Origin of the sequence: Sphingopyxis sp. PAMC25046 (genome assembly GCF_004795895.1) — a bacterium.
Classification (GTDB): Bacteria; Pseudomonadota; Alphaproteobacteria; order Sphingomonadales; family Sphingomonadaceae; genus Sphingopyxis.
Window position 1 is genome coordinate 1454772 of sequence record NZ_CP039250.1, and the last position, 26682, is coordinate 1481453.

Sequence of the window (26682 nt, forward strand, 5' to 3'; positions counted from 1 at the left end):
GGCAAACGGCGGGAAGACCGCCGCCCTGTTCAGATCAGGATGTGACAGACATCGGGCGCGGGCCGGACGAGCCCGCGCGTCAGCCGCGCCAGCGCGCCTTCGTCGACCTGCGCCGCATCGGCGAGTTCGACCCGGTAGCGGCCGTGGAGCGCGCGGACCGAACGCACATTCGCGGTGCCGCCAAGCGCACCGGCCAAATCGTCGGGCAGGGTCGCATCCGCTCCGTTCCCGCTCGCTGCGGGGGCAGGGGCCGCGATAGCAGTCCCGCCGCTGGCTAGCGCGCCGCGGATTTCCTCGGCGACCAGATCGGCGACCGGGCCCAGAACGACCTGCGCCGCGTTTTCCGACGGCCGGATGATGCCGCGCGCGCCGAGCGCGGTCAGCGCCGCGTCGTCCACCGCCGACTGATCGGCGACGATCAGGCGCAGGCGCGTCGTACACGCGTCGACGCTGACGAGATTCGCCGCACCGCCGAGCGCTGCGATAAAGGCTTCGCCGCGCACGCCGCCGGTCGAAACGGTCGATGTCTCGGCGACCTCGCCCCGCTCGCGTCCCGGCGTCGTCAGGTCGAATCGGCGGATGAAGAAGCGGAACAGGCCGTAATAGAGCAGCGCGTAAACTGCCCCGACCGGCAGCAGCATCCACGGCCGCGTCGCGAGGCTGAAATTGAGCACATAGTCGAAGAGCCCCGCCGAAAAGCCGAAGCCGAGCCGGATGTCGAGCGCGTCCATCAGCGCCATTGACACGCCCATCAGCAGCGCGTGGATCGCATAGAGTAAGGGCGCGACGAACATGAAGGTGAACTCGATCGGTTCGGTCACCCCGGTCAAAAAGCTGGTGAGCGCCAGCGAAAGCAGCATCCCGCCGACCGCTTTGCGCCGCTCGGGCCGCGCCTCGTGATACATGGCGAGGCACGCGGCGGGCAGACCGAACATCATCACCGGGAAAAAGCCCGACATGAACGCGCCCGCGGTTGGATCGCCCGCGAAGAAGCGGCGGAGATCACCGGTCGCGCCCGCGAAATCGCCGACGACGAACCAGGCGGCATTGTTGATGATATGGTGCAATCCGGTGACGATCAGCAGCCGGTTGAGCACGCCATAGACGAACAGGCCCGCGCCGCCGCTTTCGACGACGGTACGGCTCGCGGCGTCGATCGCGCCGCTGATATGCGCATAGCCGTAACCGATCACCGCCGCGAGCAGCAGCCCTGCAACGCCGCTCGCGATCGGTACGAAGCGCCGCCCGCCGAAGAAGGCGAGATATTCGGGCAGGGCGATCGCCGCGAAACGGTTATAGAAATTGCCGCCGATCAATCCCGACAGGATGCCGATGGGCACCTCGAGCTTGTCGATCTGCGTCAGCGCCCAGTTCTTGCCTGCCAGCGCCGCCGCCGCCTCGGGCCATCCGGCGCCGAGGTCAGCCGGCGCGGTCATGAAGGTCTGCGCGCCGGTCGTCGTGACCAGATAGCAGACGACCCCCGCGAGCGCCGCCGCGCCATTGCCGTCGCGCGCAAAGCCGACCGCGACGCCGATCGCGAAGAGGATGCCCAGATTCTCGAAGATCGCCGCGCCCGCCGCCGAGACGAAGGCGATGTCGAGCAGGTCGGGCTGGCCGATGCGCAGCAGCAGCCCCGCGATCGGCAACACCGCGATCGGCAACATCAGCGCGCGGCCGAGCGGCTGGAGCGTTTCGAGTATCTTCCGCATCACCGTGTCTCCTCGAACGCGCGGGCGAGCGCGCGAACCTCCGCCGCCGATTTGCATTGCAGCGCCAGCGCCGCATGCGCTTGCGCCTCGGGCAGTGAGAGCCCGCGTACGATCTGTTTCGCTTCGGCGACGAACCCCGGCACCGCCGACAATTCGGTGACGCCCAGCCCGATCAGGATCGGCAGCGCCGCCGGATCCGACGCCAACCCACCGCACACGCCGACCCAGCGGCCATGGACGGCGGCAAGGCGGCACGTCTCGCCGATCATCCGCAGCACGGCGGGATGCATCGCGTCGACCCCCGCAGCGACCGCCGGATTGCCGCGATCCATCGCCAGCACATATTGGGTGAGGTCGTTTGTCCCGATCGACAGGAAATCGGCCTCGGCGGCGAGCAGGTCGGCGGTCATCGCCGCGGCGGGGGTTTCGACCATCACGCCGACCTCCACCGGTGTCGTGACGCCCATCTCGCCGCGCAGCCTTTCGACCACCGCGCGCACCTGCCTGAGCTCGTCGACGCTCGCGATCATCGGGATCATGATCTTGCATTGCCCGGCCGGGCTCGTGCGCAGGATCGCGCGAAGCTGCGTTTCGAGGAGGTCGGGCCGCGCCAGCGCCACACGGATGCCGCGTTGGCCGAGCGCCGGATTTTCCTCCGCGTCGAAGGGGATATAGGCCGCGGGCTTGTCGCCGCCGATGTCGAGCAGACGGACGATCACCGGCCGCTCCGCGAGCGCGTCGGCGATCCCCTGATAGGCAGCGTGCTGCTCATCCTCCGACGGCGCGGTCTCGCGGTCGAGGAACAGGAATTCGCTGCGCACGAGGCCCGATCCTTCGGCCCCTTGCGCGGCGGCGGCTCGCGCTTCGTCAACGCTGCCGACATTGGCGAAGATTTCGATGCGCGTGCCGTCGGCACTGTGGCACGCGTCTTTCGCCGCCGCTCGCGCCGCTTCGCGCCGCGCGTCGCGCTTCGCGAGCCGCGCCGTAAAGGCTTCGGCGTCGGCGGGGGAGGGCGCCACCGTGGCATGGCCCAGCTCGGCGTCGAGCAGCAGCGCTGCGCCATCCTCGATGCTGTCCAGCGCGTCGCCCATCGCGACGAGCGCGGGCAGGCCCATCCCCGCGCACAGGATTGCGACGTGCGACGTAGGCCCTCCGCGCGCGAGGCACAGCCCTGCGGGTCTCGCCGCCGCCAGCGCCACCAGCTCCGACGGCAGCAGATCTCCCGCCACGACGATCGCGCCCGCCGGGACCGCAGCGCCATTGAGCGCGGTGCCGGTCAGCGCCGCGAGCATCTGCCGCTCGATGTCGATCAGATCGTCGATGCGCTCGATCAGATGGGCATTGCCCGTCGCGCGGATCGCGTCGATCTGGTCGTGGATCGCGCCGCGCCACGCGAAACCGGCGCTGTTTCCGGTGGCGATCCGCGCTTCGGCGGCGGCGAGCAGTTCGGGATCGCCGATCAGCGCCAGATGCGCCTGCATCACCGACGCAACGCTGCCGCTCGCGCCGTCGGCGCGCGCGGCGATGCTCGCCCGAACCGCGCCTTGCGCCGCGAGGAGTGCCGCGCGTTCCTCGGCGGCCCCGGCGCCCTCGCGCGCAACGGCGATCTCCGTCTGCCGCAGCCGTGCAGCGGGTCCCATGGCAAGGCCGGGCGAAGCGATCACGCCGCCGATCTGCCCTGCGCGCAGCGGATCGGTCGCGGCTGCGGACAGGGGCGCGACGACCGCCGGCGCCCCTTCGCCCATATCGGTCGCGAGCAACGCGACGACCGCCGCGAGCGCCGCCTCGGCATCGTCGCCGCGCGCCTGCACCACGACCTCGTCGCCGAACACCGTGCCGAGCGCGAGCAGCGCGACCGTGCTCCGCGCATCACCGCGCTTGTCGCCCTTCGCCAGATGCACGTCCGCCTCGAAGCCGCGCGCCGCCTCGCCGATCCGCGCCGCGGGCCGTGCGTGGATGCCGTGCGGCAGCGACAGCGTCACCGCATGCTCGACCAGCGTGCCGTCGTCCGAACGCCGCCGCGCTTCGCCCTGCACCGGAACCAGCGTCATCAGCGCCTCGCATGCGCCGATCGCAGCATCGGTCGTGCGGCGGCCGATTGCGAATGCTTCGGCATTGGTCACGATGACGGGCGTGATCAGGCTCGTCGCCGAAAGCGCGACGGCGTCGAGGTCGAACCGGATCAGCGGATCGCCGCGCGACACCATATCGCCGATCGCGACCAGCGGCTCGAAGCCTTCGCCCTTCAACGTCACCGTATCCAGCCCGATATGGATCAGGACCTCGGCGCCCTCGGCGCTGCGCAGCGATATGGCGTGTCCCGCTTCGTGCAGCGTCACTACTTCGCCGTCGAACGGCGCGACGACGGTATCGCCGAGCGGCTGGATCGCGACCCCGTCGCCCATCATCCGCTGGGCAAAGACCGGATCGGGAACATCGTCCAGCGTCGTCGCCCACCCTCTGAGCGGAGAGGTGATGATCAGGCCCATCGATTTAGAGCGGTTTTCGACCATTTCAGATCACCGTGATTGGGTCAGGCAGTTCGCTGGCGAGGCGCGGCGCGCGGCAGGGGCGGGTCGCCCCTGCAAGCGACGCAACGCGGCCAGCGGACTGCCTGGCCCAACCGCTTTGCGGCGGGCCGATTTTGGCCCATTGCTGCGTCGAGATGTCTTGGAATATCGACATATGCCTACGCCATCTCTCCTTGCACTGAGCCAAAATCGGCTCCGTCACGGCGACCTGAAATGGTCGAAAACCGCTCTGATCCCCAAAACGTCCGCCGCTTATGATGCGGCTTGTGTATCATTGCGCGGCCAGAAAATGGCCCGCTGTCGCTTCCGAAACAATCGCGCCGCCGATCCACGTTGCGCGCGGCGTAAGGCCGGCATCCAGCCACACCCAGTCGGCGCGTTGTCCCGCCGCGATCGCCCCGATGCGCTCCTCCAGCGACAGGAAGGCGGCGGGCGTCGCGCTCGCCATCGCCGACACGTCGGGCACCGGCAGCCCGGTGACCTCGACCGTCTTGCGCAGCGCCGACGCCATGTCGAGATGCGTGCCCGCGAGTGTGCCGTCCTCGAAAATGCAGACGCCGTCCTTCACCGCGATGCGCTTGCCCTGCAGCGTGAATTCGCTGACGTCGGTGCCGACGCTCGGCATCGCGTCGGTGACGAGCATGATGCGCTCCTTGCCCTTCACCCGCACCGCCAGCCGCACGACGGCGGGGTGCAGGTGGACGTCGTCGACGATCAGCCCGCAATAGCTGTCCGAATCGAACGCCGCGCCGACCGCGCCGGGGTTGCGGTGGTGCAGCGGCGACATCGCGTTGAACAAATGGGTGAAGCCCGACAATCCCGCGCCGATCGCGCGCTGCGCCTCGTCATAGGTCGCGTCGCTATGCCCCGCGCTGACGATCACGCCGTGGCGGACGAGCGTGCGGATATCCTCCTCGTCGCACAATTCGGGCGCGAGCGTCAGCATCACGCGCCCGCGGTGCGGCGCGGTGAGCGTCGCCAATATCTCGGTATCGAGGCGGCGGATGCGATGCGCCTCGTGGATGCCGCGCTTCACCTCGTTGATGAACGGGCCTTCGATATGGATGCCGACGACGCCCGGCACCCCCTGCTCGATCGCAGCATCGACCGCGGCGAGCGCGGCGGCGATCTGCGCCGGCGTGTCGCTGATCAAGGTTGGCAGGAAGGCGGTGGTGCCGAAGCGCGCGTGCGCCGCGCCGATAGCGGCGATCGCTTCGACATCGACCTGATCGTTGAACAATACGCCGCCGCCGCCGTTGACCTGCGTGTCGACAAAGCCGGGGAGCAGCCAGCCGCCTTCCAGATCGACGTCGCGGTCCGCAGGCGTATCGCCCGGCGCGGACACCGCAGTAACGGCGGCGCCCTCGACGGCGATGTCCGCCGCGTCGCCGGTGCCGCCCGGCAGTGCGACCCGGCCGTTGTGGAAACGAACGATCATAAAGTCTCGGTAACCTTGTTGAGATGCGGTGGCGAGTCGGGGTCGCAGCCGCGCGCGAGCGCCAGCCTGCTTGCCATGCGGTAAAAGCTCTGGATCATCAGCACCGGCTCGATCGCCGGGTGCGCGGCGATGACGGGCAGGTCGCCCCCGGGATCGGCGAGCAGCACTGTCGCGCCGCGCCCGCGGAACTCGGCGGCGGCGTCGCGCACGCTGACCGCCGCACGGTCGGTGCCGCCGAACGCCAGCACATGAAAGGTGTCGCCGACGATCGCCATCGGCCCGTGCCGCACTTCGGCGGCGCTGAAGCTTTCGGCGTGGAGCGCCGAGGTTTCCTTGAACTTGAGCGCAGCTTCCTGCGCGACGCCGAGCCCATAGCCGCGCCCGAGCACGAACAGGTTCGTCGCCCCCCGGAACGCCGCGACCGCGGGCGACCAGTCGAGCGCGAACGCCTGCGCAAGCTGGCCGGGCAGGACGGTCAGCGCCGCGCCGAGCGCATCATCCTCGGCCCAAGCGGCGACGAGCGCGGCGATGGCCGCCAGCGAGGCGATATAGGATTTGGTCGCCGCGACCGATCGTTCGATCCCGGCGGAGAGCGGGATCACCACGTCGGCGAGCCCCGCTAGCGGCGAACCCTCGGCGTTGACCAGCGCGACGACGAAGGCGCCGGCACCGCGCTGTTGCTCGACCGCGGCCAGCAGGTCGGGGCTTTTGCCCGACTGCGACACGGCAAGGCACAGGCGATTCCCCGCGACCGCGGGCGCGTCGTAAAGCGACGCGATCGACAGCGCCGCCGACGCGGTCGGCGTCCCCGTCATCGTCTCGATCAGATATTTGGCATAGGTCGCCGCATGGTCCGACGACCCGCGCGCGCAGGTCACGACCGCGGCGGGCGGCGCCTTGCGCAGCCGCCGCCCGATCGCCGCGAAGGCGTCGCGATTCGCGTCCAGCATCGTGGCGACCGCCGCCGCCGCCGCCCCGGCTTCCTGCTCCATCATCGTTATTCGTCCGTCTGTTGCGGCGTTCTGCATCGTCCATCGCTCTCCAGATCGGGCGACGTGACGCCATCCGATCATTGGTATTATATAGGTTATATAGGTCTCATCAAGAGGTATGTTTGGGCGGTCAGATTTTAATGATCCAGCCCTTGCGGCGCAGCCATTCCATCGCGCCCCAGATCAGCAGCGTATAGAGAAGGATGGGGATTAGCGACGCGACCGGATCGCCCAGCGCTTCGCGCAGCGCGCGAAAGGGCAGGAGCAGCAGGTCCCAGGTAACGACGCCCGCCGTCACCTGATGCAGCGTATAGGCGGCGATCGCATTGGCGCCGAACGCCAGCATCGCGGTCGCGGCCATCCCCGGCTTGCGGCCCTCGCGGTCGAGCCAATGATGCAGCAGCGCGAGCGCCAGCACGGTGATGCCGCTGGTGACGAGTACGAAGCTGCTCGACCAGATATCCTTGACGATCGGAAAGGTGAGGCTCCAGCCGCTGCCGGCGACCAGCATCGCGGCGCCGATGACCGCAAGCTGTCGCGCCGCGGGACCTTGCCGGCGGATCAGCAACTCGCCGATCGCGACGCCGATCAGGCCTTGAGCTATGGCGGGAAGCGTGCCCAATATCCCCTCGGGATCATAGCCTTCGGGCCCCTTTACATAGAGGTGATTGCCTAGCAGCAGCCGGTCGACCGAGGCGACGAAATTATGCCCGCGCGCCCAGATGTCGGTCGCGAGGCCGTCGAGCGAGGGGAGCAGCGCGAGCGGCCAGTAAAGCGCAAGTATCGCCGCCGCGACGATCAGCCGTGCGCGCGGCCCGGCGAGCAGGAACAGCAGCGCGCACGCGCAATAGACCAGCCCGATTCGCTGAAGCACGCCGAACAGTCGCCAGTCGCCCGACGCGAAGCTCGTGAACCAGTAAAGGTTGCTGAGGATGAAGCCCAGCAGAAGCAAGCGGCCGGTGCGGCCGAGGATATGGCGCCGCTGTGCAGAATCGAGCTTCGCATCGCGCATCGAAAAGGGGATGGCGATGCCCACCATCGTCAGAAAACCCGGAAAAACGAGGTCGGCGAGGGTGAGTCCGTCCCAGCTGACGTGCAGCAGGATCGGCGCGACGCTCGCTTCCGCGCCATATTTCATCGCCGCGGCCGAATTCACCAATATCATCCCGGCGACCGTGAGCCCCCGCAGCACGTCGAGTGAAATCAATCGCATGGCCTTTTCCTCCCCGGTCGCCACCGCCCCCTCGGGCGGCATCCTGACACTGCCATAAATTTGCAATGGACAGCGCGTCGAATTTGTAGTCTATTGGTAATATTCCAAGGACGCAATTGGTCTTATAGAGATTGTGGGAAGGCAATCTGGACCGCATTGGATGGGGGAAAATTATAATGGTTAAGGGGCCTGCCAAGACATATCGGATTCGCCGCAACCTGCTCCAGGGGATCTGCGGCGCAGCACTGGCGAGCGCGATGATCCTGCCCGCCGCGGCGCAGGAAAACAGCGCGCCCGTATCGGCGGACGAGGAAAATCCCGACGACATCGTCGTCACCGGCATTCGCGCCAATCTCGAATCGGCGCAGAACCGCAAACGCAACGCCGATACGGTCGTCGATTCGATCACGGCCGAGGATATCGGCTCCTTCCCCGACAAATCGGTCGCCGAAGCCTTGCAGCGCGTTCCCGGCATCACGGTCATCCGTTTCGCGGGCACCGACGATACCTCGCACTTCTCGGCCGAACCCTCGGGCGTCATCATCCGCGGCCTCAACCAGGTCCGCTCCGAATTCAACGGCCGCGATACCTTCAGCGCGAACAGCTCGCGCGGTCTCAGCTGGCAGGACATCTCGCCCGAACTTCTGGGCGGTATCGACACCTACAAGAACCAGACCGCCGACCTGATCGAGGGCGGCATCGCGGGCACGGTCAATCTGCGCACGCGCGTGCCGTTCGATCAGGACGGGCGGCTCGTCTCGATTTCGATCAAGAACACCTATGGCGACATTGCGGAGAAATCGACGCCCGAAATCTCCGGCATCATCTCGGACCGCTGGCAGACCGGAATCGGCGAGATCGGGCTGATGCTCAACGGCGCCTATTCGCACGCGATCACCGCGAGCCAGGGCATCCAGTTCGACCGTATGGCGATCTTCGACGGCGTGTTCGGCCCGGGGAAGCAATATATTCCCAGCGGCATCTACATGCGCGACAACGAATATGACCGCAAACGCTACGGCATCTCCGCGGCCTTCCAGTGGCGCTCCAACGACGGCGACATGGAGCTGACCGGTCAGTATCTGCGCTCGCAATATAACAACAGCTGGCGCGAACATGCGATCTATTCGAGCGCGTTCAGCATCTACGGCCAGCCGAGCGACTATCAGGTTACCGATCCGACGCTCGTGAACCCGCTCACCGGCACCGCGCCGTTCCAGTTCGACGACGACGGCAATTTCCTCAGCGGCTGGTGGTCGGCGCCGCGCCCCTATGTTGGCGAAGGCGACGACAATCTCGGTCTCGGCGTCAACGAGGATGGCGAGGCCTTCTTCAATCGCTGTTACGGCTGGGAAGGCTGCGTCCCGCAACAGCGCGCGCCGCAGGTCGACACCGCGGCGAACGCGCTCAAGAATAAGCAGATCACCCAGGATTTCGGCCTCAATTTCCGCTGGGACGTTTCGGACCGGCTGCGCGTCACGCTCGACGGTCAATATGTCGACGCCAGCGTCAGCAACTATAACGCGTCGGTCACCGCGCGGACCTTTGCGGACACCTATGTCGACCTGACGGGTAAATATCCGCGGCTCGAATTCTTGCCCAACCAGGCCGAGAACATCAATCTGTCGAGCGGCGGGCTGAACAACCCGAACAATTATTTCTACTACGCCGTGACCGATCACACCGAGGATAGCGACGGCGAGGAAGTCGCCTTCCGTGCCGATGTCGAATATGATGTCGATTCGGGCTGGCTCGACGCGATCAAGGTTGGTGCCCGCTATGCCGACCGCGACCAGACGGTGCGCTGGGGCGCCTATAATTGGGCGAATATCTCGAACACCTGGACCTTCACCCAGGCGCCTTATTTCAATATCGACAGCCCCGCTTATGCCCCGGGCACCAACGGGCTCCACACCTTCAGCGGCGATTTCTTCGCCGGCAACCAGATCAATCACAACAGCTTCGCCTTCTTCAACATGGATATGCTGGAGAATCGCGAACAGCTCGCGGCGGCACTCGGACGGCCGTCGATCGGCGTGGGCGATTATTATCCCGTCTGTTCGGGCGACGGCTATCGCGGTGCGGAGACGATCGAAAAGGCCTTCGGCTGCTATTTCCCGAGCGAAGTCCACCGCGTCAGCGAGCGCACGATTGCCACCTATGCGATGGCGAAGTTCGGCGGCGACAGCCTCGCCATCGGCGGCGTGCCGATCTCCGGCAACATCGGCGTCCGCCTGATCTGGACGCGCGACGATACGGTGGGGGCAACCACCTTGCCCGTTCCCTTCACGCCGACCGGGCTTCTTTGCGAGGAAGGGACCGATCCCGGCCCGCCGCCGCGGCCGACGGCGTCGTCGGGCTGCGTCGTCACGCAGCAGGAGATTGATTTCAGCAATGGCGCGACCGTTGCCGAAACGACCAAGGTCAATCATTTCCACGCGCTGCCCAGCTTCAACATCAAGTTCGACCTGACCGACAAGCTGGTGTCGCGCTTCGCTTATTCGCGCGCGATGTCGCGCCCCGATTTCGGCTTGCTGCGCAACTTCCTGACGGTCAACCGACTGACGCCGAATCTCAACGATTTTTCGGACCCGAACGTCACGCGCGACGAAAACGGCAGGGCGATCGCCTATGATTGGCAATATACCGGCCAGTCGGGCAACCCGGGGCTGAAACCGATGACGGCCGACCAGTTCGACCTGACGCTCGAATATTATTTCGGCCGGTCGAGTTCGTTCACCGCCACCGGCTTCTACAAGAAGTTCTACGACTATATTCAGGCGGGGCAATTCAACCTCGAAGTGACGAACAACGGGGTGACCGAGGACGTCCGCGTCAACCGCCCGGTCAACGGCGACGGTGCGAGCATCTATGGCGCTGAATTCGCCTTTCAGACCTTCTTCGACTTCCTGCCGGCGCCGTTCGACGGCTTCGGGGTGCAGGCCAACTACACCTATGTGAAGAACGACGGGATCGAGACGGTCAATCTGACCAACGAAACCGCCGGTGGAACGGCCGGCGGCGGCCTGACCTATGAGGATAGCACGGTAAAGGCCAACGCGCTCGAAGGCATTTCGAAGCACAGTTACAACCTCGTCGGCATGTATGAGAAAGGCCCCCTATCGGCGCGCGTCGCCTATAACTGGCGCTCCAAATATCTGGTGACCGCGATCGATTGCTGCGTCGGTTTCCCGATCTGGCAGAAGAGTACGGGCTATCTTGATGCGTCGCTCCGCCTGCGCGCGACCGCGAATATCGAGTTCGTGCTGGAAGGCACCAATCTGCTCGGCACCGACACCGTGCTGATGCAGCAGGTCGACGGCGACGGCACGCTCAAGCCCAACGCCTGGTTCAAGAACGACCGCCGCTACCAGCTCGGCGTGCGCCTGAGCTTCTAAAAAAAGGGGGAAGGGGCGTCGGTCCCGTTAGGGGCTGGCGCCCGCTTTCTTCCGCGTTAAGCTGGACCCGCGATGGGGGATAGGTTCGAACTCGTTATCGTCGGCGGCGGGACCGCTGGGTGGATGTGCGCCGCCGCGTGCGCCGCCAAGCTCGACCTCGCACGCTTTCGCGTCCGCCTCGTCGAATCCGAAGAGATCGGCACCGTCGGCGTCGGCGAAGCGACGCTGCCACAGATGAAGGATTTCAACGACTTCCTCGGGCTCGACGAAATCGAGTTCATGCAGGCGACGCAGGCGACCTTCAAACTCGGCATCGAATTCGTCGATTGGGGCGCCGCGGGCGACCGCTACGTTCACCCCTTCGGCACCTTCGGCCGCCCGATCGGCGAGGCCGATTTCTTCAGCTACTGGATCCGCGCCCACGTTGCCGGCACCGCCGCGCCGCTCTCCGATTATTGCTTCCCGATCGTCGCCGCGCTGCAAAACCGCTTCATGCTGCCCAGCGGCGATGCGAACGACGTGCGCAATGCCTTCGCCTACGCCTATCATCTCGATGCCTTTCTCTACGCGCGCTATCTGCGCGGCTGGGCCGAGGCGCGCGGGATCGAGCGCGTCGAAGGGCGGATCGTCGAGGTCGAACAGGACAGCGAAAGCGGCGACATTGCCGCGGTCAAGCTCGCGTCGGGCACGCGCGTCGCGGGCGACCTGTTCGTCGATTGCTCGGGCTTTCGCTCTCTATTGCTGGGCGGGACGCTCGGTGTCGATCTCGAGGATTGGGCGCACTGGCTGCCGTGCGACAGCGCGCAGGCGGTGCCTTCGGCGCGTTCGGACGATTTCGCCCCCTATACGCGCTCGACGCGGCGCAAGGCCGGGTGGCAATGGCGCATTCCGCTCCAGCACCGCACCGGCAACGGTTATGTCTATTCGAGCGCCGATATTTCGGACGACGAGGCGGCGGCGACCTTGCTCGCGAACCTCGACGGCGAGGCACTCGCCGATCCGCGCGTGCTGCGCTTCAAGGCGGGCAAGCGGCAAAAGGCATGGGCGCATAATTGCATCGGCATGGGCCTCGCGGGCGGCTTTCTCGAACCGCTCGAATCGACGAGCATCTACCTCGTCCAGATGGCGATCATGCACATGTTGACGCTGATGCCCGCCGAGCGTGCGATCGACCCGGCGCTTCCGTGCGAGTTCAACCGCGTGATGGATGTCGAGTACGACCGCATCCGCGATTTCCTGATCCTCCATTATGTCGCGAACGAGGCCGACGCGCCCTTGTGGGAGCGCGTCACGGCCGCCCAAGTCCCCGATACGCTCGCGGACAAGATCGACCGCTTCCGTCATCGCGGACATGTCCAGGCCTATCGCGACGGCCTCTTCGGCCCGCCGAGCTGGCAGGCGGTGTTCGTCGGGCAGGGGATCGAGCCGCGCGCCGCCGACCGTCTCGCCGACGTGCTCCCCGCGGCGACGGTGGACGAGCGCCTCGCGAACCTCGCCGCGACGATTGCCGATGCGGCCGCGACGCTCCCTTCGCACGCCGATTTCATCGCCCGCTATTGTCCGGCGCCCGCGCCGTGAGCAACGCGGTGCAACGGGTCGTTATCTTCGGCGGCGGAGTCGCGGCGGCGATGGCGGCGCTCGCGATCGGCCGCGCCTATGCCCGGCTCGGCACCGACGTGACCTGGATCGATACCGGCGAAGCGCCCGCGCCGCACGCCGCGCTGATCGCGCCGCCCGACCTCGCGACCTTCCACCGCCTGCTCGGCATCGACGAAGTTGCGCTCGTCCGCCACGCCGCCGCGACGGTCAACATGGGCCAGCAATTCGCCGGCTGGTCGGGCGGCGACGACGCTTTCCTGCATGCCTATGGCGACGCGGGCAGCGCCTTCGCCTCGCTGCCTTTCGTCCAGCACTGGACGCGCGCGCGCGCCGCGGGCCTGCGCGTCGCGCTCGAGGATTTCTGTCTCGCCGCCGCCGCCGCCAAACAGGGCCGCACCGGGGCGCCGCGCGAGCCGGCGACACGGCAGGCGGTCAAGACGGGCTGGCATCTCGACGCCCCCGGCTATGCGAAGCTGCTGCGCGCCGCGTGCGAGCAGGCCGATATTCGCATCGTGCCCGGCGCGGGCGCCGCTCCGCACCGAGCGGGCGCAGGCCTCGACCGCATCGAGCTTGCCGATGGCGAGCAACTCGACGCCGACCTCTTCGTCGATACCGGCGGCGCGCTGATCGCCGCGATTGACGGCGGCGCGGAATTGCGCCCCGCCTTCTGCGACCGCATCATCCGTGCCTCGGCGCCCGCCTTCGATCCGCTGCCGCTCTACGGCCGCGTCGCCGCGCATCCCGACGGATGGATCACGCTGATGCCGCTTTCGAACCGGACCGCGATCGAGTTCGCCTACGACAGCGCATCTTTGTCCGACGCCGATGCCCCCGCCGCGCTCGCGGCGACCCTTGGACGCCCCGTCGACGCCGAGCCATCCGCACCGCTTGCCGCCACCGCGCGCCGGCGCCCGTGGACCGGCAATGTCGTCGCGGTCGGCCCCGCGGCGGGCGACGCGCCGCCGCTCGACGGCGCCGAAATGCTCCTGCTTCAACTCGCGATAGCGCAGCTCGTGCTGCTCTGGCCGATCGACCGCGCGCAGATGCCCGAGGCCGATATTTACAATGAAGAACTCGTGGGCACGCGCGCGCGCGTCGCCGATTTCACCGCGCAGCATTTCCGCCTCAACGCGCGCAACGGCGAGCCCTTTTGGGATGCCGCGCGCGCCGCGCCGGTCTCGGCCGAACTCGCGGCCAAGATCGACCTGTTCGCCGCGCGCGGCATGTTTGCGCATTTCAACCATGAGGCGCATGTCGAGGATAGCTGGGCGCTCGTCATGGCGGGCCACGGCGTGACCCCGCGCAGCTTCGACCCGCAAGCGCTCTTGACCGAAGATCAGGCGCTGATGGCCGAATTCCAGCGCCAGCTCCGCGCCGTCGCGAGCGACGTCCATGCGATGGAGAGCCACGCCGACGCGCTACGGCGGATGCGCGGATGAGCGCGCGCGCGCGTGCCGTGCAGCGCATCGTCATTGTCGGCGGCGGCAGCGCGGGCTGGATGACCGCCGCCGCGCTTGGCCGCGCGCTGGCCGGGCAGCCGCACAGCATCACCCTCGTCGAATCCGAGGCGATCGGCACCGTCGGCGTTGGCGAGGCAACGGTGCCGCCGATCCACGAATTCAACCGCTACCTCCGCCTCGACCCGTCAGAATTCCTCCGTGCGACTCACGGCACGATCAAACTCGGCATCGCATTCGAAGGGTGGGGCGGATTGGGCCACCGCTATTTCCATCCCTTCGGTTATCTCGGCGTCGAAATGTCGGGCATCCATTTCCATCACTATTGGCTGAGGCATCTTGCGGCGGGCGGCGATCCCGATCACGGCCCCTATAATCTGGAGACGATGGCCGCGCGCGAAGGCCGTTTCGCGCCCGCGACGCGCCATGGGCCGGTCCATCACGCGGTCCATTTCGACGCCGCTGCATACGCCCGCTTCTTGCGGACCTATGCGGAGGACAAGGGCGTGGTGCGGGTCGAAGGCAAGGTCGCCGACGTCCGCCTCGATGGCGAGGACGGCTTTATCACCGCGCTGGCGCTCGACGATCGCCGCGTCATTGAAGGCGACCTCTTCGTCGATTGCTCGGGCTTTCGCGGCCTGCTGATCGAAGGCGCGCTCCACACCGGCTACACCGAATGGAGCCACTGGCTGCCGTGCGACAGTGCCGTTGCGATGCCGTGCGAAAACACCGGCGACCCGGCGCCCTTCACCCGTTCGACCGCGCGCGAAGCGGGCTGGCAATGGCGCATCCCGCTCCAGCACCGCGACGGCAACGGCTATGTCTATTCGAGCGCGCATCTCGGCCATGACGAGGCCGAGGCGCTGCTCCGCTCGCGCCTTCCCGGCGCGCCGCTCGCCGACGCCAACCGGCTGCGTTTCAACGCAGGGCACCGCAAGGCGATCTGGAACCGCAATTGCGTCGCGATCGGCCTCGCGGGGGGCTTTCTCGAACCGCTCGAATCGACCTCGATCCACCTCATCCAGACGACGATCATCCGCCTGCTGTCGCTGCTGCCGCGCGACGCGATCGATCCGAATGTCATCCGCCGCTTCAACCGCGACGCGCTCCACGAATATCAGGTGATCCGCGATTTCGTGATCGCCCATTATGCGCTCGCGAACCGCGACGACACGCCCTTCTGGCGCGACGTCGCCGCGGCGGGCATGCCCGACAGCCTTGCCGAGCGGATCGAGGCGTTTCGCGCCACGGGCAATATCCTCTTCGAACCCGGCGACCTGTTCGGCCCGACGAACTGGTATGCGGTGCTCACGGGGCAGGGGGTGCGGCCGCAAAGCTGGCATCCGATCGCCGATGGTCTGTCCGATGGCGAACTCGCGGCGCGCCTCGCGACATTGCGCGGCCGCGTCGCCGAACAGCTCGCCGAACTGCCGCTGCACATCGAATTTCTGCGTCGGCTCAATTCCTAACGCGCGTCATCCCGGCGAAGGGTGGCCGGTGTCACGTGCTTCCGGACACCGTTCGCCGGGATGTCGGTCGGTCTTACCCGTTCAGCTCCGCCACCACGTCGTACGCATCGCCGCGATAGAAGCTCTGCGTGAACTCCGCAGTGCGCCCGTCGGCCAGGAAGCCGCGCCGTTCGATGAACAGCCCCGGCGTGCCGGGCTCGATCTCCAGCATCTCGGCCTGTTCGGTCGTTGCCGCGATCGCGCGCAGCCGCTGGAGCGCGCGCACGGGCAAATGCCCCGCCGCCTCCAGCGCCTCATAGAGCGACGCGCCCACCGCCTCGACCGAAGGCAGGCAATAGGCGGGGATCGTCGCGATCTCGAGCGCCATCGACGTGTCGTCGGCATAGCGGATGCGGTGGAAACGATAGACGAGCGACCCCGGCGACAGGCCGAGCGACAGCGCCTCTTCGGGGGTCACCGCGCCCGCGGTCTTGCTTACCCATCTGCTGTGTGGCTTGCGCCCGCGCGAGATCATATCCTCCGAAAAGGAAGTGAGTTTCGAAAAGCTCTTCTCGACGCGCGGCCGCGTGACGAACGTGCCGGCGCCGCGCCGCCGCGTGACGAGGCCGTCGCCGACCAGCCCGTCGATCGCCTTGCGCACGGTGATGCGCGACACGTCGAATTCCTCGGCCAGATCGCGCTCGGTCGGGATCGCCTCTTCGGCCTTGACGACCTGCCCCTCGATCGCGTCGCGCAGGATTTTCTGGAGCTGCAGGTAAAGCGGTGTCGGATCGTCCTTCTGGAGCGGACCCACGCGTTCGATCAGTGACAAGGACGATGCTCCATTTCGTTGCCCGGCGTTTCGATCGATAAGACCAGCGCCAGCTCCCCATGTGTTGCATTGGTATCGTCGCGTCAACCTTGTTGCGAATTATTCGCGCGTCAGACCGCGGGTGATCGCCTTGGTCAACGCGTGATCCGCGCTGTCCTGCGACAGCTCCCACACCATCACGCCGCCTGCCTTTTCGGCGGCAAGCCGCGCCTTCTTCTCGATCGTCGCCGGGCTGTTGTGGGTGATATAGCGACAGCCCGCGCACCGATCGCCGATCACATCGGCTTTGGTCGCATTTATGCCATGCGTGTCGACGATTTCGCGATAGGACCAATTCGCCCTCTCACCGCCGAAGCCATAGCCGTAAAAGGGCACGCCGAGGACGAGTCGCTCGCGCGCCACGCCGCGCGACAGCCACAGGTCGAGGTCGCGCGCCGCCATCGCATGGCTGCTGTGCTCGGCGCCCGGCTCGCCCCAACTCGGCCCGATCGCGTCATAGGACATGACGTTGACCAGGTCGAAATAGGGGATCGAACGCACCGGGATCATCCCGCCTTCATAGGAAGCGGTGGCGCAGGTCAGCAGCTTGCCGCGCGCCTTCAGCGCGCCGGAGAGTGCGGCGATGAAAGGCGTATAGTCGCCCGCGCGGTCGATTTCGGTGAGCAGCGCCCCCTCGATGTCGATATCTACCCCGTCGAGGCCCAGCGTATCGGCCAGCGCGACAAGCGCCGCGACCGTCGCCGCGCGCCGCTCGGGCGCGAGCAGCGCCTTCCAGTCGCCCGAACAGCCGGGAATGACCCCGCCCGCGGTCGAGATCAGCACCTTCGCCCCGCTCGCCTGCAGCCGCGCGACCGTGCCGCGCAGCGCCGCGACCGACAGGTTCGCGCCCGTCTCGTCGCTCATACACGTCATCTTCCCCTTATCGACGAAGCGCCCCGCGACATCGGGATTGGCAAAGGACAGGTTGAAATGAGTGAAGGCTGCACGGTCGGTGCGCGCGATCGACAGGTCGAGCCCCTTGAACGCCGCGAGATAGCCGACCACAACGGGCCGTCGCTCCTCCGCTCGGGCCGACAGTGACAATACTAATATAAAACCAATCAGGATCGACGCGATGAGGCGAAAAGCACGAATATTTGTCATTTTGTCAATTTCCCCCATAATTCTGCCCGATCCAAAAGACGTTGACCCGCCCACGACTACATGACAAATTAGATACAAATTGTCGAGCGGGAGAAAATTGATGCGGGCTGCGGGGTGGATCACGATGGCGATGATGGCGCTTGCCGCGCCGCAGGCACTGGCGGCCGAGACGGGGTCGCAAGCGTCGCTCGACCGCCTCGCCGACACGCTCGGCTACCGCCTCACGATGGTCGACAACGGCCCGGCCTGCCCGGCAGGGATCGAAGGCTGTTTCCTCACGACGATCACGCTGACCGTGCCCGAAACGCTGCCCGCCGATGTGCCCAAGGGGCTCGCGCTCTATTTCAGCTTCGTCAACCGGCTGCCGCTCGTCGAAAGCGACATGTTCGCGCACCGGCTGATCAACGGCGACGTCCAGCAACTGACGCTGAAACCCGGCGCGACGCTGCGCCCCGGTTCGACGCATGAAATCAAGCTGTGGGGCGTCGGCTCGAACTTCTCCAAGGCGTTCGGCATGCCCAACGCCTATCTCGTCGCCGACGGGCTGAAACCGCGGACGATCGCCGCGACGCGCCCCGTGATCGACCCCGACACCGGGCTCGAAACCTTGCCATTCGTTGCGCCGATGACCGACGAGGCGAAGCTCGCGACCAAGAGCGACGCCGACAAGACGCGTTGGCTCACCGCCGAGCGCGCGTTCGACCTGCAGGCCGGCCGGCTCGCACCCGAAGCCAAGGGCGTCGTGATCCTGCCGAAACCCGCAAAGGCGGAGCAGCGCAAGGGCAAGCCGGTCGACTTGGCCGCAGGCGTCGCGCTGACGCTGAATGACGTCGAGCGCAGCGCTATCGCGCCCGCGCTCGCGGCTCTCGGCGCGCCCGAAGGCACATTGCCGCTCGCGATCCGTATCGATCCGGTCGCGGTGGCAAAGCCCGAGGGCTATGTCCTCGACGCCAAGGCATCGGGAATCGCGATCACCGCGCACGACGCCGCGGGCGCGAGCCGTGCCCTGCGCTCGCTCGCGCAGCAGGCGGCATTCGAAAAGGGCAGGCTGACGCCGCTGCATATCGAGGACGCCCCCGAATATGGCTTCCGTGGCCTTCACATCGACCTCGGCCGCAATTTCCACAGCCGCGACGAGATTTTGAAGCTGGTCGAGGCGATGGCGACGTACAAGCTTAACAAGCTCCACCTCCATCTCGCCGACGACGAAGGCTGGCGCATCGAAATTCCGGCGCTTCCCGAACTCGCCGAAATCGGCTCGAAACGCTGTCACGATCCGTCGGAGCAGACGTGTATCCTGCCGCAGCTCGGCGCCGGTCCGGACGGTACGGGCAGCGTCAACGGCTATCTGACGGCGACCGACTATGTCGCGATCGTTCGGGCGGCGGCGGCACGCCAGATCGAGGTGATCCCGTCGATCGACATGCCCGGCCACAGCCGCGCTGCGATCAAGGCGATGGAGGTGCGCCATGCGCGCCTGACCGCCGCAGGCAAAAGGGCCGAGGCCGACGAGTATCGTCTGATCGACCCCGCCGACACGACCGAATATCGCAGCATCCAGAACTACGACGACAATACGCTCAACGTCTGCATTCCCGCGACCTATCGCTTCGTCGATACCGTCGTCGATGCGCTCGTCGCGATGCACGTCCAAGCGGGGGTGCCGCTCAAGACCTTCCACCTCGGCGCCGACGAGACCGCGGGCGCATGGATCAGGTCGCCCGCGTGCAAGGCGATGATCGCCGAAAATGGCGGCGATGCGGGCAAGCTCACACCGCGCTTCATCGAGCGCGTGACCGCGAGCCTCGCGGCGAAAGGCCTGCGCACCGGCGGCTGGAGCGACGGCATGGGGCACACCCAAACCGCCGCCATGCCCAAGGCGCCGCATCTGGTGCAGACCAACATCTGGGGCGTGCTCCACAGCGGTGCGATCCGCGAGGCGCACGACCAGATGAACCGTGGCTGGGATACGGTATTGTCGATCCCCGACCTCGGCTATTTCGACATGCCCTATGCGCCGCATCCCGAAGAGGGCGGCTACGACTGGGCCTCGCGCGGGGTCGATCCGTATCAGGTCTATGGCTTCATGTCCGACAATCTGCCCGCCAACGCCGCGACGATCCGCAATATCCGGGCCGAGGGCGCGGCCATCGAGGACAAACCGGTCCTCGAAGCAGGGCACCGCGTCGCGGGATTGCAGGCGCAGCTCTGGAGCGAGACGATCCGCACCGACGCGCAGGTCGATTATATGCTCTTTCCGCGCCTGCTCGCGCTTGCTGAGCGCGCTTGGGCGCCCGCGCCGTGGACCCCCGCCTATCAGGCGGGCGCCAGCTATGAATGGGGCGACCGCCGGGTCGATTCGGCGAAGCTGAAAGCCGGGTGGCAGGATTTCGCCGGGCGCGTTGCGGCGCAATGGCCGATGCTGGAGAAGATGGGCGTTGCCTATCGCGTTGCACCGCCGGGCGCGCGCATCGCGGGCGGCAAGCTCGAGGCGAACAGCATGTTCCCCGGCACGATGATCGAATATCGGGTCGAAGGCGGCGTGTGGACGCGCTATGCGGGTCCCGTCGCGGTCGGCGGCGCGGTGGACCTGCGCAGTCGCTCGGCCGACGGCCAGCGCGCCAGCCGGACGGTGCGGGTCGAACCTGCCCGATAAGGGGCAGGGGGACGAAGTGAGCGGCAACCTGGACGAAATCGCTGGCAGCGATCATGGCGCGATATCGCGCGCGGTTGCGGCCGCCGACCAGCCCATCATCATCCGCGGCATCGCGGCCGACTGGCCCGCCGTCGCCGCCGCGCGTGACGGCGACGAAGCGATCGCCGCCTATCTCGCCGCGCGCGACAATGGCAGGCCGCTCGCCGTGCTTGTCGGCCCGCCCGACACCGGCGGGCGCTATTTCTACACCGACGATATGCGCGGGGTGAATTTCCGCAGCGAAAAGATGCCGATGGCGGCGCTTGTCGAACGTCTCGTCGCGCTGCGCGATACATCTGATGCGCCCAGCCTCTACGCCGGATCGACCCCGACCCCCGAGAGCGTCGCGAGCTTTGCCGCCGAAAATCCGTTGCCGCTCGATACCGGCGTCGATCCGCGCATCTGGGTCGGCAATTCGAGCCGCATCGCCCCGCATTACGACATGGCGGCGAACATCGCGGTCGTCGTCGCGGGCGGCCGCCGCTTCACGCTGTTCCCGCCCGAGCAGATCGCGAACCTCTACGTCGGGCCGGTCGAGCGCACTATCGCGGGCCAGCCGACGAGCATGGTCGATCCCGACCATCCCGACCACGCGCGCTACCCGCGCTACGCCGACGCCGAACGCCACAAGCTGGTTGCCGACCTCGCCCCCGGCGACGCGATCTACATGCCGCCGATGTGGTGGCATCATGTGCGCAGCGAAGGCGCGCTCAATGTCCTCGTCAACTACTGGTTCGGCCAGCGGCAGGACCGCTTCCCCTTCGCCGCGCTGATGCTCGCGATGCATTCGATTCGCGAACTCCCCGACGGCGAACGTCAGGCATGGCGAACCTGGTTCGACCATTATGTCTTCGGCGAGGGCGCGACGCACGCGGTCGACCATCTGCCGCCGCACGCGCAGGGCGTGCTCGGCCCGCCGTCGCCGCAGCGCGATCGGATGATCATCGATTACGTCGTCGGCATGTGCCGCAGCAGTGGGAGCGGCTAGGCCTTCGCGCGCCCGAAGGTCGTGATCGTCGGCCATTCGCCGCCGGTCTCGACGCGCGCATCGATGCCATAGACCGCGCGTAGCCGCTCGGCGGTGAGCACCGCGGCGGGCATCCCGTCGGCGACGATCCGCCCCTGATCGATCAGCAGCAACCGGTCGCAGTAACGCGCCGCCATCGTCAGATCATGGAGCACCGCGATCACCAGCCCGCCGCCGTCCGCCTCGGCGCGCAGCAGCTCCATCACGTCGATCTGGTGTCCGGGATCGAGGCTCGCGAGCGGCTCGTCGGCGATCAGCGCGGGCGCCTCGACCGCCAGCGCACGCGCGAACAGCACGCGCGCGCGTTCGCCGCCCGACAATTCGGTCGCGATCCGGTCGCGCAGTTCCAGCACATCGGCACGCGCCATCGCGCGTTTGATGGCTGCGGTGTCGGCGCCCGAAATCCGCGACATCGGGGCGAGGTGGGGCAACCGCCCCAGCCCGACGAGCCGTTCGACCGTCAGCGGCCAGTGCAGGGTCTGCCCCTGCGGCACATAGGCAATGCGCCGCGCGAGGTCACCGCGCGACATCGCCGCCGCATCGACGCCATCGACCTCGACGCGTCCGCTGGCGGGCACCAGCGCGAGCATCGCGCGCGCCAGCGTCGACTTGCCCGCGCCATTGGGACCGACGATCCCGGTGAGCGTCCCGGCTTCGAAAGCGGCGCTGACATCGTGCACCACCGCGCGGCGGCCGAGCGTAACGCCGACATGATCGAGTGTGATGCTCACCATATCCGCCGCTCCCGCATCAGGTGGAGGAGGAAGATCGGTACCCCCAGAAAGGCGGTGACGACCCCCAGCTTCAGCTCGTTCGTCGTCGGGATGATCCGGACGCCCAGATCGGCGAGCGTCAGCAGCGCCGCGCCGCCGATGGCCGAGGGCAGCAGGATCGCCGACGGGCTGCGGTCGGTCAGCGGCCGGATCAGGTGCGGCACGATGAGCCCGACGAAGCCGATCGATCCCGACACGGCGACCGCGCCGCCAACGCCGATCGCCGTACCGATCAGCAGCCGCAATCTCGTGCGCCGCAAGTCGGTGCCCAATGCCTGCGCCGCATCCTCGCCCAGCGTCAGCGCATCGAGTGCGCGCCCGTTCCACAGCAGCATCGCACCGCCGATCGCGATGCACGGCAGCGCGATCCACACATGGTCGAACGACCGGTTCTCGAGACTGCCGAGCAGCCAGGTCATAATCTCCATCGCCGCGAACGGATTGGGCGACAGGTTGAGCGCAAGGCTCGTCCCCGCGACCGCGAGCGTGCCGACCGCGATCCCCGCGAGGATCAAGGTCAGCGGGCTTTCGGCCTTGCCCGACAGGATGAACAGCAAGGCGAGCGACAGCAGCGCGCCGCCCGTCGCGAGCAGCGGCAGCATGACGGGATGCAGTTCGGCGATCCCGAAATAGAGCGCCGCGACGCCGCCGAGCGCCGCGGCGTTCGACGTGCCGAGCACCGACGGTTCGGCCAGCGGATTGCGCAGATAGCCCTGCAGCGCCGCGCCCGCGAGCCCGAGGATCGCGCCGACGCCGAGCGCGAGGATCGTGCGCGGCAGGCGAAGGTCGAAGAGGATCACCGACGCCACCCGGTCGCCGTCGCCGGTCGCGGCGGCGATCAGCCGCGCGACCGACAGGTCGACCGCGCCGAACAGCAAGGATCCGGTCGCGGCGACGAGCGTCAGCAGGAGCAGCGCCGCGATCAGCGACCAGCGGGGCAGGGCAAGGCGGTTCATGATCGGTCCCCGTCGATGCGTGCAATCTGCGCGGTCATGCTGCGCGCCGCCTGTGTGTAGGCGGGGCTGCCGCACACGGTCCATGCCTGCGGAATGCTGATGCGCGGAATATCCTTGATCGCGGGATGGTGCAGCATTTCGCTCCCCTGATCGGTCACGACATCGGTCGCGCTCTCGACGATCAGGAAATCGGGCTCCGCCGCGACCATTTCCTCGAGGCTCAACTGCGACAGCGGCGGCTTGCCGAGCTTGCCCGCGAGATTGACCAGCCCGACGCGCCCCATCAGCTCGTCGATCAAAGTCCCCGTTCCGGTCATATAGCCGCGCCGCTGGTAATAGGCCGCAACGCGGCCCTTGCCCGGCTTGGGCAGCCCGGCGAGCTCGCCCTGCATCCGTGCAATCAGCGCGCTGCCGCGTTCGGGATGGCCGACGGCGACGGCGGTCTGGCGGATTGATGTATAGATTTCTTCGAGCGTGTTCGCTGTGTCCAGATCGAGCAGCGGATAATCCTGCTGCGGCAACGCGCGCAGCGCCGCGCTGCGGCTCGCGGGCATGCCGACGATCAGGTCGGGTTCGATCGCCAATATCTGCTCGGCCGAATTGCTGAGCAGCGGAAGGCCCGCGGCCTTGACCGCCTCGCCCGACATTTCGACATCGGTCGCATTTTTCGTGAGCCCGGCGATCTGCCCCCGGTCGGCGAGCGCGAGGACGAGCTGGTCGGCGCACAGGTTGATCGACACGATGCGCTGCGGAACGGCGGGCGCCTTGACGCGCGGCGCGGGGGAAGTCGCCCATAGCAGTCCAGCGCCGCCGACCAGCACCGCTGCCGCCGCAAGCGCGCGACGTCGCATTAGAACTCGATCCCTTTCTGCGCCTTCACATTCTGCTCGCGGAACGGATGCTTCACCTGCGCCATCTCGGTGACGAGGTCGGCGGCGTCGATCAATTGCTGCGGGGCATTCCGCCCGGTGATGATCACATGCGTCATATGCGGTTTCGTACCCAGCGCCTCCAGCACCTCGTCCACCGGCAGATAGTCGTACCGCAGCACGATGTTGAGCTCGTCGGCGATCACCATCTTGTAGCTCGGGTCGGCGATCATGCGCTTGACCTCGTCCCACGCTTCGCGCGCGACCGCGATGTCGCGCGTGCGGTCCTGCGTGTCCCAGGTAAAGCCTTCGCCCATCGGCTTGAATTCGATCAGCTCGGGGAAGCGGTCGAATACCGCTTTCTCGCCGGTTGCCATCGCGCCCTTTACGAATTGCACCACGCCGACCTTCATGTCGTGGCCGATCGCGCGCACCGCCATGCCGAGCGCGGCCGAGGTCTTGCCCTTGCCGGGGCCGGTGTGGACGATCACCAGCCCCTTTTCGACCGTCTTCGTCGCGACCTTCCTGTTCTGCGCCGCCTGAATCTTCTTCATCTTGGCCGCATGTTCGGCGTCGGTGCGCGCTTTCATCAGAAGCGCGCCCGCACACCGCCATAGGCCGCGCGGCCATAGGTGGCGTAATTGAACGCGGTCGCATAATCGGCGTCGAACAGATTGTCGACGCGGCCGTAAATCTCGAAATGGCCGCCCACGGGGAAGGAGGCGCGAATACCCGCGAGCGCATAGCCGTCGAGCGGCACATTGTTGGCGAAATCGTCGAAACTGTCGCCGACCATCGTCAGCGTCGCGCCGGTCGACAGGCCGAACGACCAGTCATAATCGGCCGACAGGCTGACCGCATGCGCGGCGCGGCGCGGCAGGCGCCTGCCGTCGAACGCGGGGCGTCCCGACCGGTCGCGCGCGTCGATATAGCTGTAGGATGCGGTGACGTTCAGCGCATCGACGGGCTTCAGCGCCAGCGTCGCCTCGACCCCCTTGGCGCGCGTGCGATCGATGTTGCCATATTTGAAGGTCGCATTGTCGTAATTGATCTGGTCGTCGGTGTTGCGCAGGAACGCGGTCAGCGAGATCAGCGCGCGGCCGTCGGCCAGATTCTGGTCGATGCCGATATCATAGCTTTTCGAGCGTTCGGGGCGCAGCGCGCTATTGCCGCTGAACGCATCGTAAAGCTGGTACAGCGACGGTGCCTTGAACCCCTCGCCATAGCTCAGCCGGACATTGGTTGCGCCAGCATTCGGCGAGTAATTGGCATTGGCGCCGAACGTCGTCGCACCGCCGAACTGGCTGTGGTCGTCGTGACGGACGCCGCCCGACAGCGACAGGCCGGTGAAGGGCTGGACGATCCCCAGCGCATAGACGCTGTCGATATTGGCCTTCTGGCTATCGGTCGATCCAAAGCCGAAGAAATCATAATCGGGGCGTTCGTGCTCGTAACCGAAGATCAGCTTGGCCTGCTGTACCGGCGTCACGACACCCTGATATTCGAACCGCAAATTTGTGCCCGAATAACCGTAATCGGGCGCCGTCCCGCGCACGAAATAATAATCGCGGTCGTTGCGCATCCACGTCACCGCCGCGCGGCTGGTGAAATGGCCGTCGAACAGGCCTAGGTTCAGTCCCGCATAACCGACATATTGGTCGAGCTTGGCGACGTCGGCGCTGTCGGCAGGCGCACCGAAGAAGCTGTCATAATCAAGGTCGGCGTTGATATAATAGCCGCGCAGGTCAAGGCTCAGCGCGTCGCTGAACGCGACCTTCAGCCGCGCGTTGCCCGCGAAATTCTTGTATCCGTCCTTCTCGGTGCCGACCGCCGCCGACGAAATGCCGTCGGTGCGGAAATAAGCGCCACCGATCCCGCCCGAAATCGCCCCGGCGGTGCCGGATACATCGGCCTTGGCACCCACCGTATCGCTATAACCATATTCGGCCGAGGCATTGGCGGCGAGGCCCTCGGCGGGCGTCGCGGTCATCAGGCTGACGACACCGCCGATCGCCTGGCTGCCGTGCGCGACCGAGTTCGATCCGCGCAGCACTTCGATCCGGTCGATGTTGCCGGTCAGCAGATGGCCGAAATCATATCCGTCGCCGATGCCGCTCGGGTCGTTGACCTTCACCCCATCGATCAGCACGAGGGTTTGCGTCGTTTCAGCACCGCGCAGCGAGATGCCCGCGACCGAACCGGTGCTACCGCTGCGATTGAAGCGGACGCCCGGCGTCGTCGCGAGCAGGTCGACGATATCGACCGTCTGGCGCTTTTCGATCGTGTCGGCGTCGATGATCGTGATCGCCTGACCGACCTCGTCGCGCGGCTGCTCGATCCCCGACGCGGTGACGACGATATCGTCGCGGTCGCTGTCGGTGGTTTCAGCGAAAGCCGGCGATGCCGCGGTCAAAGCCAACAGGGAAATGATCGCAAATTTCAACATGGGTAGGGGCCCCGCACGCCGACAACGAAGGCGGAGCCTGCCGATACGCGCGCGCGATCGACCGATGTCGGCGGCGCAAGTGGCGTCATGGCCTGCGACCCCGTCACCGAGGCGGCTCCGGCCGCCTGGTTGTCGCTCGACGGAAACCTCCGTGCC

General features: G+C 66.9%; 18 protein-coding genes. 6 read left to right on the forward strand and 12 right to left on the reverse strand.

The genetic code is table 11. The annotated features are described in order from the left end of the window. Positions 1 to 29: 29 nt before the first annotated feature. The 5 genes from nagE to E5675_RS06785 all read right to left on the reverse strand — a co-directional run bounded on the left by nagE (position 30) and on the right by E5675_RS06785 (position 7883). Positions 30 to 1709 carry an N-acetylglucosamine-specific PTS transporter subunit IIBC gene (gene nagE / locus E5675_RS06765; RefSeq protein ID WP_136173844.1) on the reverse strand — a complete coding sequence of 560 codons (1680 nt, stop codon included), beginning with the start codon at positions 1707 to 1709 and terminating at the stop codon, positions 30 to 32. Then, the gene (gene ptsP / locus E5675_RS06770; protein ID WP_247594808.1) at positions 1709 to 4222 is read right to left on the reverse strand and encodes a phosphoenolpyruvate--protein phosphotransferase; all 2514 of its coding nucleotides are present in this window, start codon (positions 4220 to 4222) and stop codon (positions 1709 to 1711) included. Before ptsP ends, nagE begins: the two co-directional genes overlap by 1 nt. 289 nt (positions 4223 to 4511) lie before the next feature. Then, a complete protein-coding gene (gene nagA, locus E5675_RS06775; protein ID WP_136173845.1) occupies positions 4512 to 5678 on the reverse strand; it encodes an N-acetylglucosamine-6-phosphate deacetylase in 1167 nt (388 codons plus the stop codon). Next, complete coding sequence (locus tag E5675_RS06780) at positions 5675 to 6673, reverse strand: SIS domain-containing protein (protein WP_247594809.1); 999 nt, start codon at positions 6671 to 6673, stop codon at positions 5675 to 5677. The genes nagA and E5675_RS06780 overlap by 4 nt, the downstream gene beginning before the upstream one ends. 127 nt (positions 6674 to 6800) lie before the next feature. Beyond that, complete coding sequence (locus E5675_RS06785; protein ID WP_136173846.1) at positions 6801 to 7883, reverse strand: heparan-alpha-glucosaminide N-acetyltransferase domain-containing protein; 1083 nt, start codon at positions 7881 to 7883, stop codon at positions 6801 to 6803. A gap of 176 nt (positions 7884 to 8059) precedes the next feature. On the opposite strand from E5675_RS06785, the gene E5675_RS06790 reads away from it, so the two are divergent. From E5675_RS06790 to E5675_RS06805, 4 genes are all read left to right on the forward strand, one after another. Further along, positions 8060 to 11281 (forward strand): TonB-dependent receptor, encoded by a 3222-nt coding sequence (locus E5675_RS06790; RefSeq protein ID WP_136173847.1) that lies wholly within the window; start codon positions 8060 to 8062, stop codon positions 11279 to 11281. A 72-nt stretch (positions 11282 to 11353) separates the two neighbouring features. Further along, positions 11354 to 12859, forward strand: a complete 1506-nt coding sequence (locus E5675_RS06795; RefSeq protein ID WP_136173848.1) for a tryptophan halogenase family protein — start codon at positions 11354 to 11356, stop codon at positions 12857 to 12859. A gap of 8 nt (positions 12860 to 12867) precedes the next feature. Continuing rightward, positions 12868 to 14319 (forward strand): tryptophan 7-halogenase, encoded by a 1452-nt coding sequence (locus E5675_RS06800; protein ID WP_136173849.1) that lies wholly within the window; start codon positions 12868 to 12870, stop codon positions 14317 to 14319. Continuing rightward, positions 14316 to 15806, forward strand: a complete 1491-nt coding sequence (locus E5675_RS06805; RefSeq protein ID WP_136173850.1) for a tryptophan halogenase family protein — start codon at positions 14316 to 14318, stop codon at positions 15804 to 15806. The genes E5675_RS06800 and E5675_RS06805 overlap by 4 nt, the downstream gene beginning before the upstream one ends. A gap of 73 nt (positions 15807 to 15879) precedes the next feature. Here E5675_RS06805 and E5675_RS06810 read toward each other — a convergent pair whose 3' ends face one another. After that, entirely contained in the window at positions 15880 to 16617 is a 738-nt protein-coding gene (locus E5675_RS06810) for a GntR family transcriptional regulator (RefSeq protein ID WP_037554622.1), read from the reverse strand. A 99-nt stretch (positions 16618 to 16716) separates the two neighbouring features. Next, positions 16717 to 17760, reverse strand: a complete 1044-nt coding sequence (locus E5675_RS06815) for a glycosyl hydrolase family 18 protein (RefSeq protein WP_168707807.1) — start codon at positions 17758 to 17760, stop codon at positions 16717 to 16719. 100 nt (positions 17761 to 17860) lie between these two features. Between E5675_RS06815 and E5675_RS06820 the strand changes: the two genes are divergently transcribed. Together E5675_RS06820 and E5675_RS06825 are read left to right on the forward strand one after the other, a co-directional pair. Next, positions 17861 to 20416 carry a family 20 glycosylhydrolase gene (locus tag E5675_RS06820; protein ID WP_247594810.1) on the forward strand — a complete coding sequence of 852 codons (2556 nt, stop codon included), beginning with the start codon at positions 17861 to 17863 and terminating at the stop codon, positions 20414 to 20416. Positions 20417 to 20432: 16 nt separating this feature from the next. Then, entirely contained in the window at positions 20433 to 21443 is a 1011-nt protein-coding gene (locus tag E5675_RS06825) for a cupin-like domain-containing protein (RefSeq protein ID WP_247594811.1), read from the forward strand. Here the strand turns inward: E5675_RS06825 and E5675_RS06830 are convergent. Genes E5675_RS06830 through E5675_RS06850 form a run of 5 tightly spaced genes read right to left on the reverse strand, consistent with a single transcriptional unit; the run spans position 21440 to position 26526 of the window. After that, the gene (locus E5675_RS06830; protein WP_136173853.1) at positions 21440 to 22216 is read right to left on the reverse strand and encodes an ABC transporter ATP-binding protein; all 777 of its coding nucleotides are present in this window, start codon (positions 22214 to 22216) and stop codon (positions 21440 to 21442) included. The genes E5675_RS06825 and E5675_RS06830 overlap by 4 nt on opposite strands. Next, positions 22210 to 23211, reverse strand: a complete 1002-nt coding sequence (locus E5675_RS06835; RefSeq protein WP_136173854.1) for an iron ABC transporter permease — start codon at positions 23209 to 23211, stop codon at positions 22210 to 22212. Before E5675_RS06835 ends, E5675_RS06830 begins: the two co-directional genes overlap by 7 nt. Continuing rightward, a complete protein-coding gene (locus E5675_RS06840) occupies positions 23208 to 24062 on the reverse strand; it encodes an ABC transporter substrate-binding protein (RefSeq protein WP_136173855.1) in 855 nt (284 codons plus the stop codon). Before E5675_RS06840 ends, E5675_RS06835 begins: the two co-directional genes overlap by 4 nt. Beyond that, on the reverse strand, positions 24062 to 24670 hold the full coding sequence (cobO, locus tag E5675_RS06845; RefSeq protein WP_136173856.1) for a cob(I)yrinic acid a,c-diamide adenosyltransferase: 609 nt from the start codon (positions 24668 to 24670) through the stop codon (positions 24062 to 24064). The genes E5675_RS06840 and cobO overlap by 1 nt, the downstream gene beginning before the upstream one ends. After that, positions 24670 to 26526, reverse strand: a complete 1857-nt coding sequence (locus tag E5675_RS06850) for a TonB-dependent receptor (RefSeq protein WP_136173857.1) — start codon at positions 26524 to 26526, stop codon at positions 24670 to 24672. The genes cobO and E5675_RS06850 overlap by 1 nt, the downstream gene beginning before the upstream one ends. Positions 26527 to 26682 lie beyond the last annotated feature (156 nt).

Bases quoted from the DNA above. Each gene is read 5' to 3' on its own strand.
- E5675_RS06840 (WP_136173855.1), bottom strand. From the start codon at position 24,062: ATGCGACGTCGCGCGCTTGCGGCGGCAGCGGTGCTGGTCGGCGGCGCT.
- E5675_RS06830 (WP_136173853.1), bottom strand. From the start codon at position 22,216: ATGGTGAGCATCACACTCGATCATGTCGGCGTTACGCTCGGCCGCCGC.
- E5675_RS06815 (WP_168707807.1), bottom strand. From the start codon at position 17,760: ATGACAAATATTCGTGCTTTTCGCCTCATCGCGTCGATCCTGATTGGT.
- E5675_RS06820 (WP_247594810.1), top strand. From the start codon at position 17,861: ATGCGGGCTGCGGGGTGGATCACGATGGCGATGATGGCGCTTGCCGCG.
- E5675_RS06835 (WP_136173854.1), bottom strand. From the start codon at position 23,211: ATGAACCGCCTTGCCCTGCCCCGCTGGTCGCTGATCGCGGCGCTGCTC.
- E5675_RS06795 (WP_136173848.1), top strand. From the start codon at position 11,354: ATGGGGGATAGGTTCGAACTCGTTATCGTCGGCGGCGGGACCGCTGGG.
- E5675_RS06780 (WP_247594809.1), bottom strand. From the start codon at position 6,673: ATGATGGAGCAGGAAGCCGGGGCGGCGGCGGCGGCGGTCGCCACGATG.
- E5675_RS06805 (WP_136173850.1), top strand. From the start codon at position 14,316: ATGAGCGCGCGCGCGCGTGCCGTGCAGCGCATCGTCATTGTCGGCGGC.
- cobO (WP_136173856.1), bottom strand. From the start codon at position 24,670: ATGAAAGCGCGCACCGACGCCGAACATGCGGCCAAGATGAAGAAGATT.
- E5675_RS06850 (WP_136173857.1), bottom strand. From the start codon at position 26,526: ATGTTGAAATTTGCGATCATTTCCCTGTTGGCTTTGACCGCGGCATCG.
- nagE (WP_136173844.1), bottom strand. From the start codon at position 1,709: ATGCGGAAGATACTCGAAACGCTCCAGCCGCTCGGCCGCGCGCTGATG.
- nagA (WP_136173845.1), bottom strand. From the start codon at position 5,678: ATGATCGTTCGTTTCCACAACGGCCGGGTCGCACTGCCGGGCGGCACC.
- E5675_RS06790 (WP_136173847.1), top strand. From the start codon at position 8,060: ATGGTTAAGGGGCCTGCCAAGACATATCGGATTCGCCGCAACCTGCTC.
- ptsP (WP_247594808.1), bottom strand. From the start codon at position 4,222: ATGGTCGAAAACCGCTCTAAATCGATGGGCCTGATCATCACCTCTCCG.
- E5675_RS06785 (WP_136173846.1), bottom strand. From the start codon at position 7,883: ATGCGATTGATTTCACTCGACGTGCTGCGGGGGCTCACGGTCGCCGGG.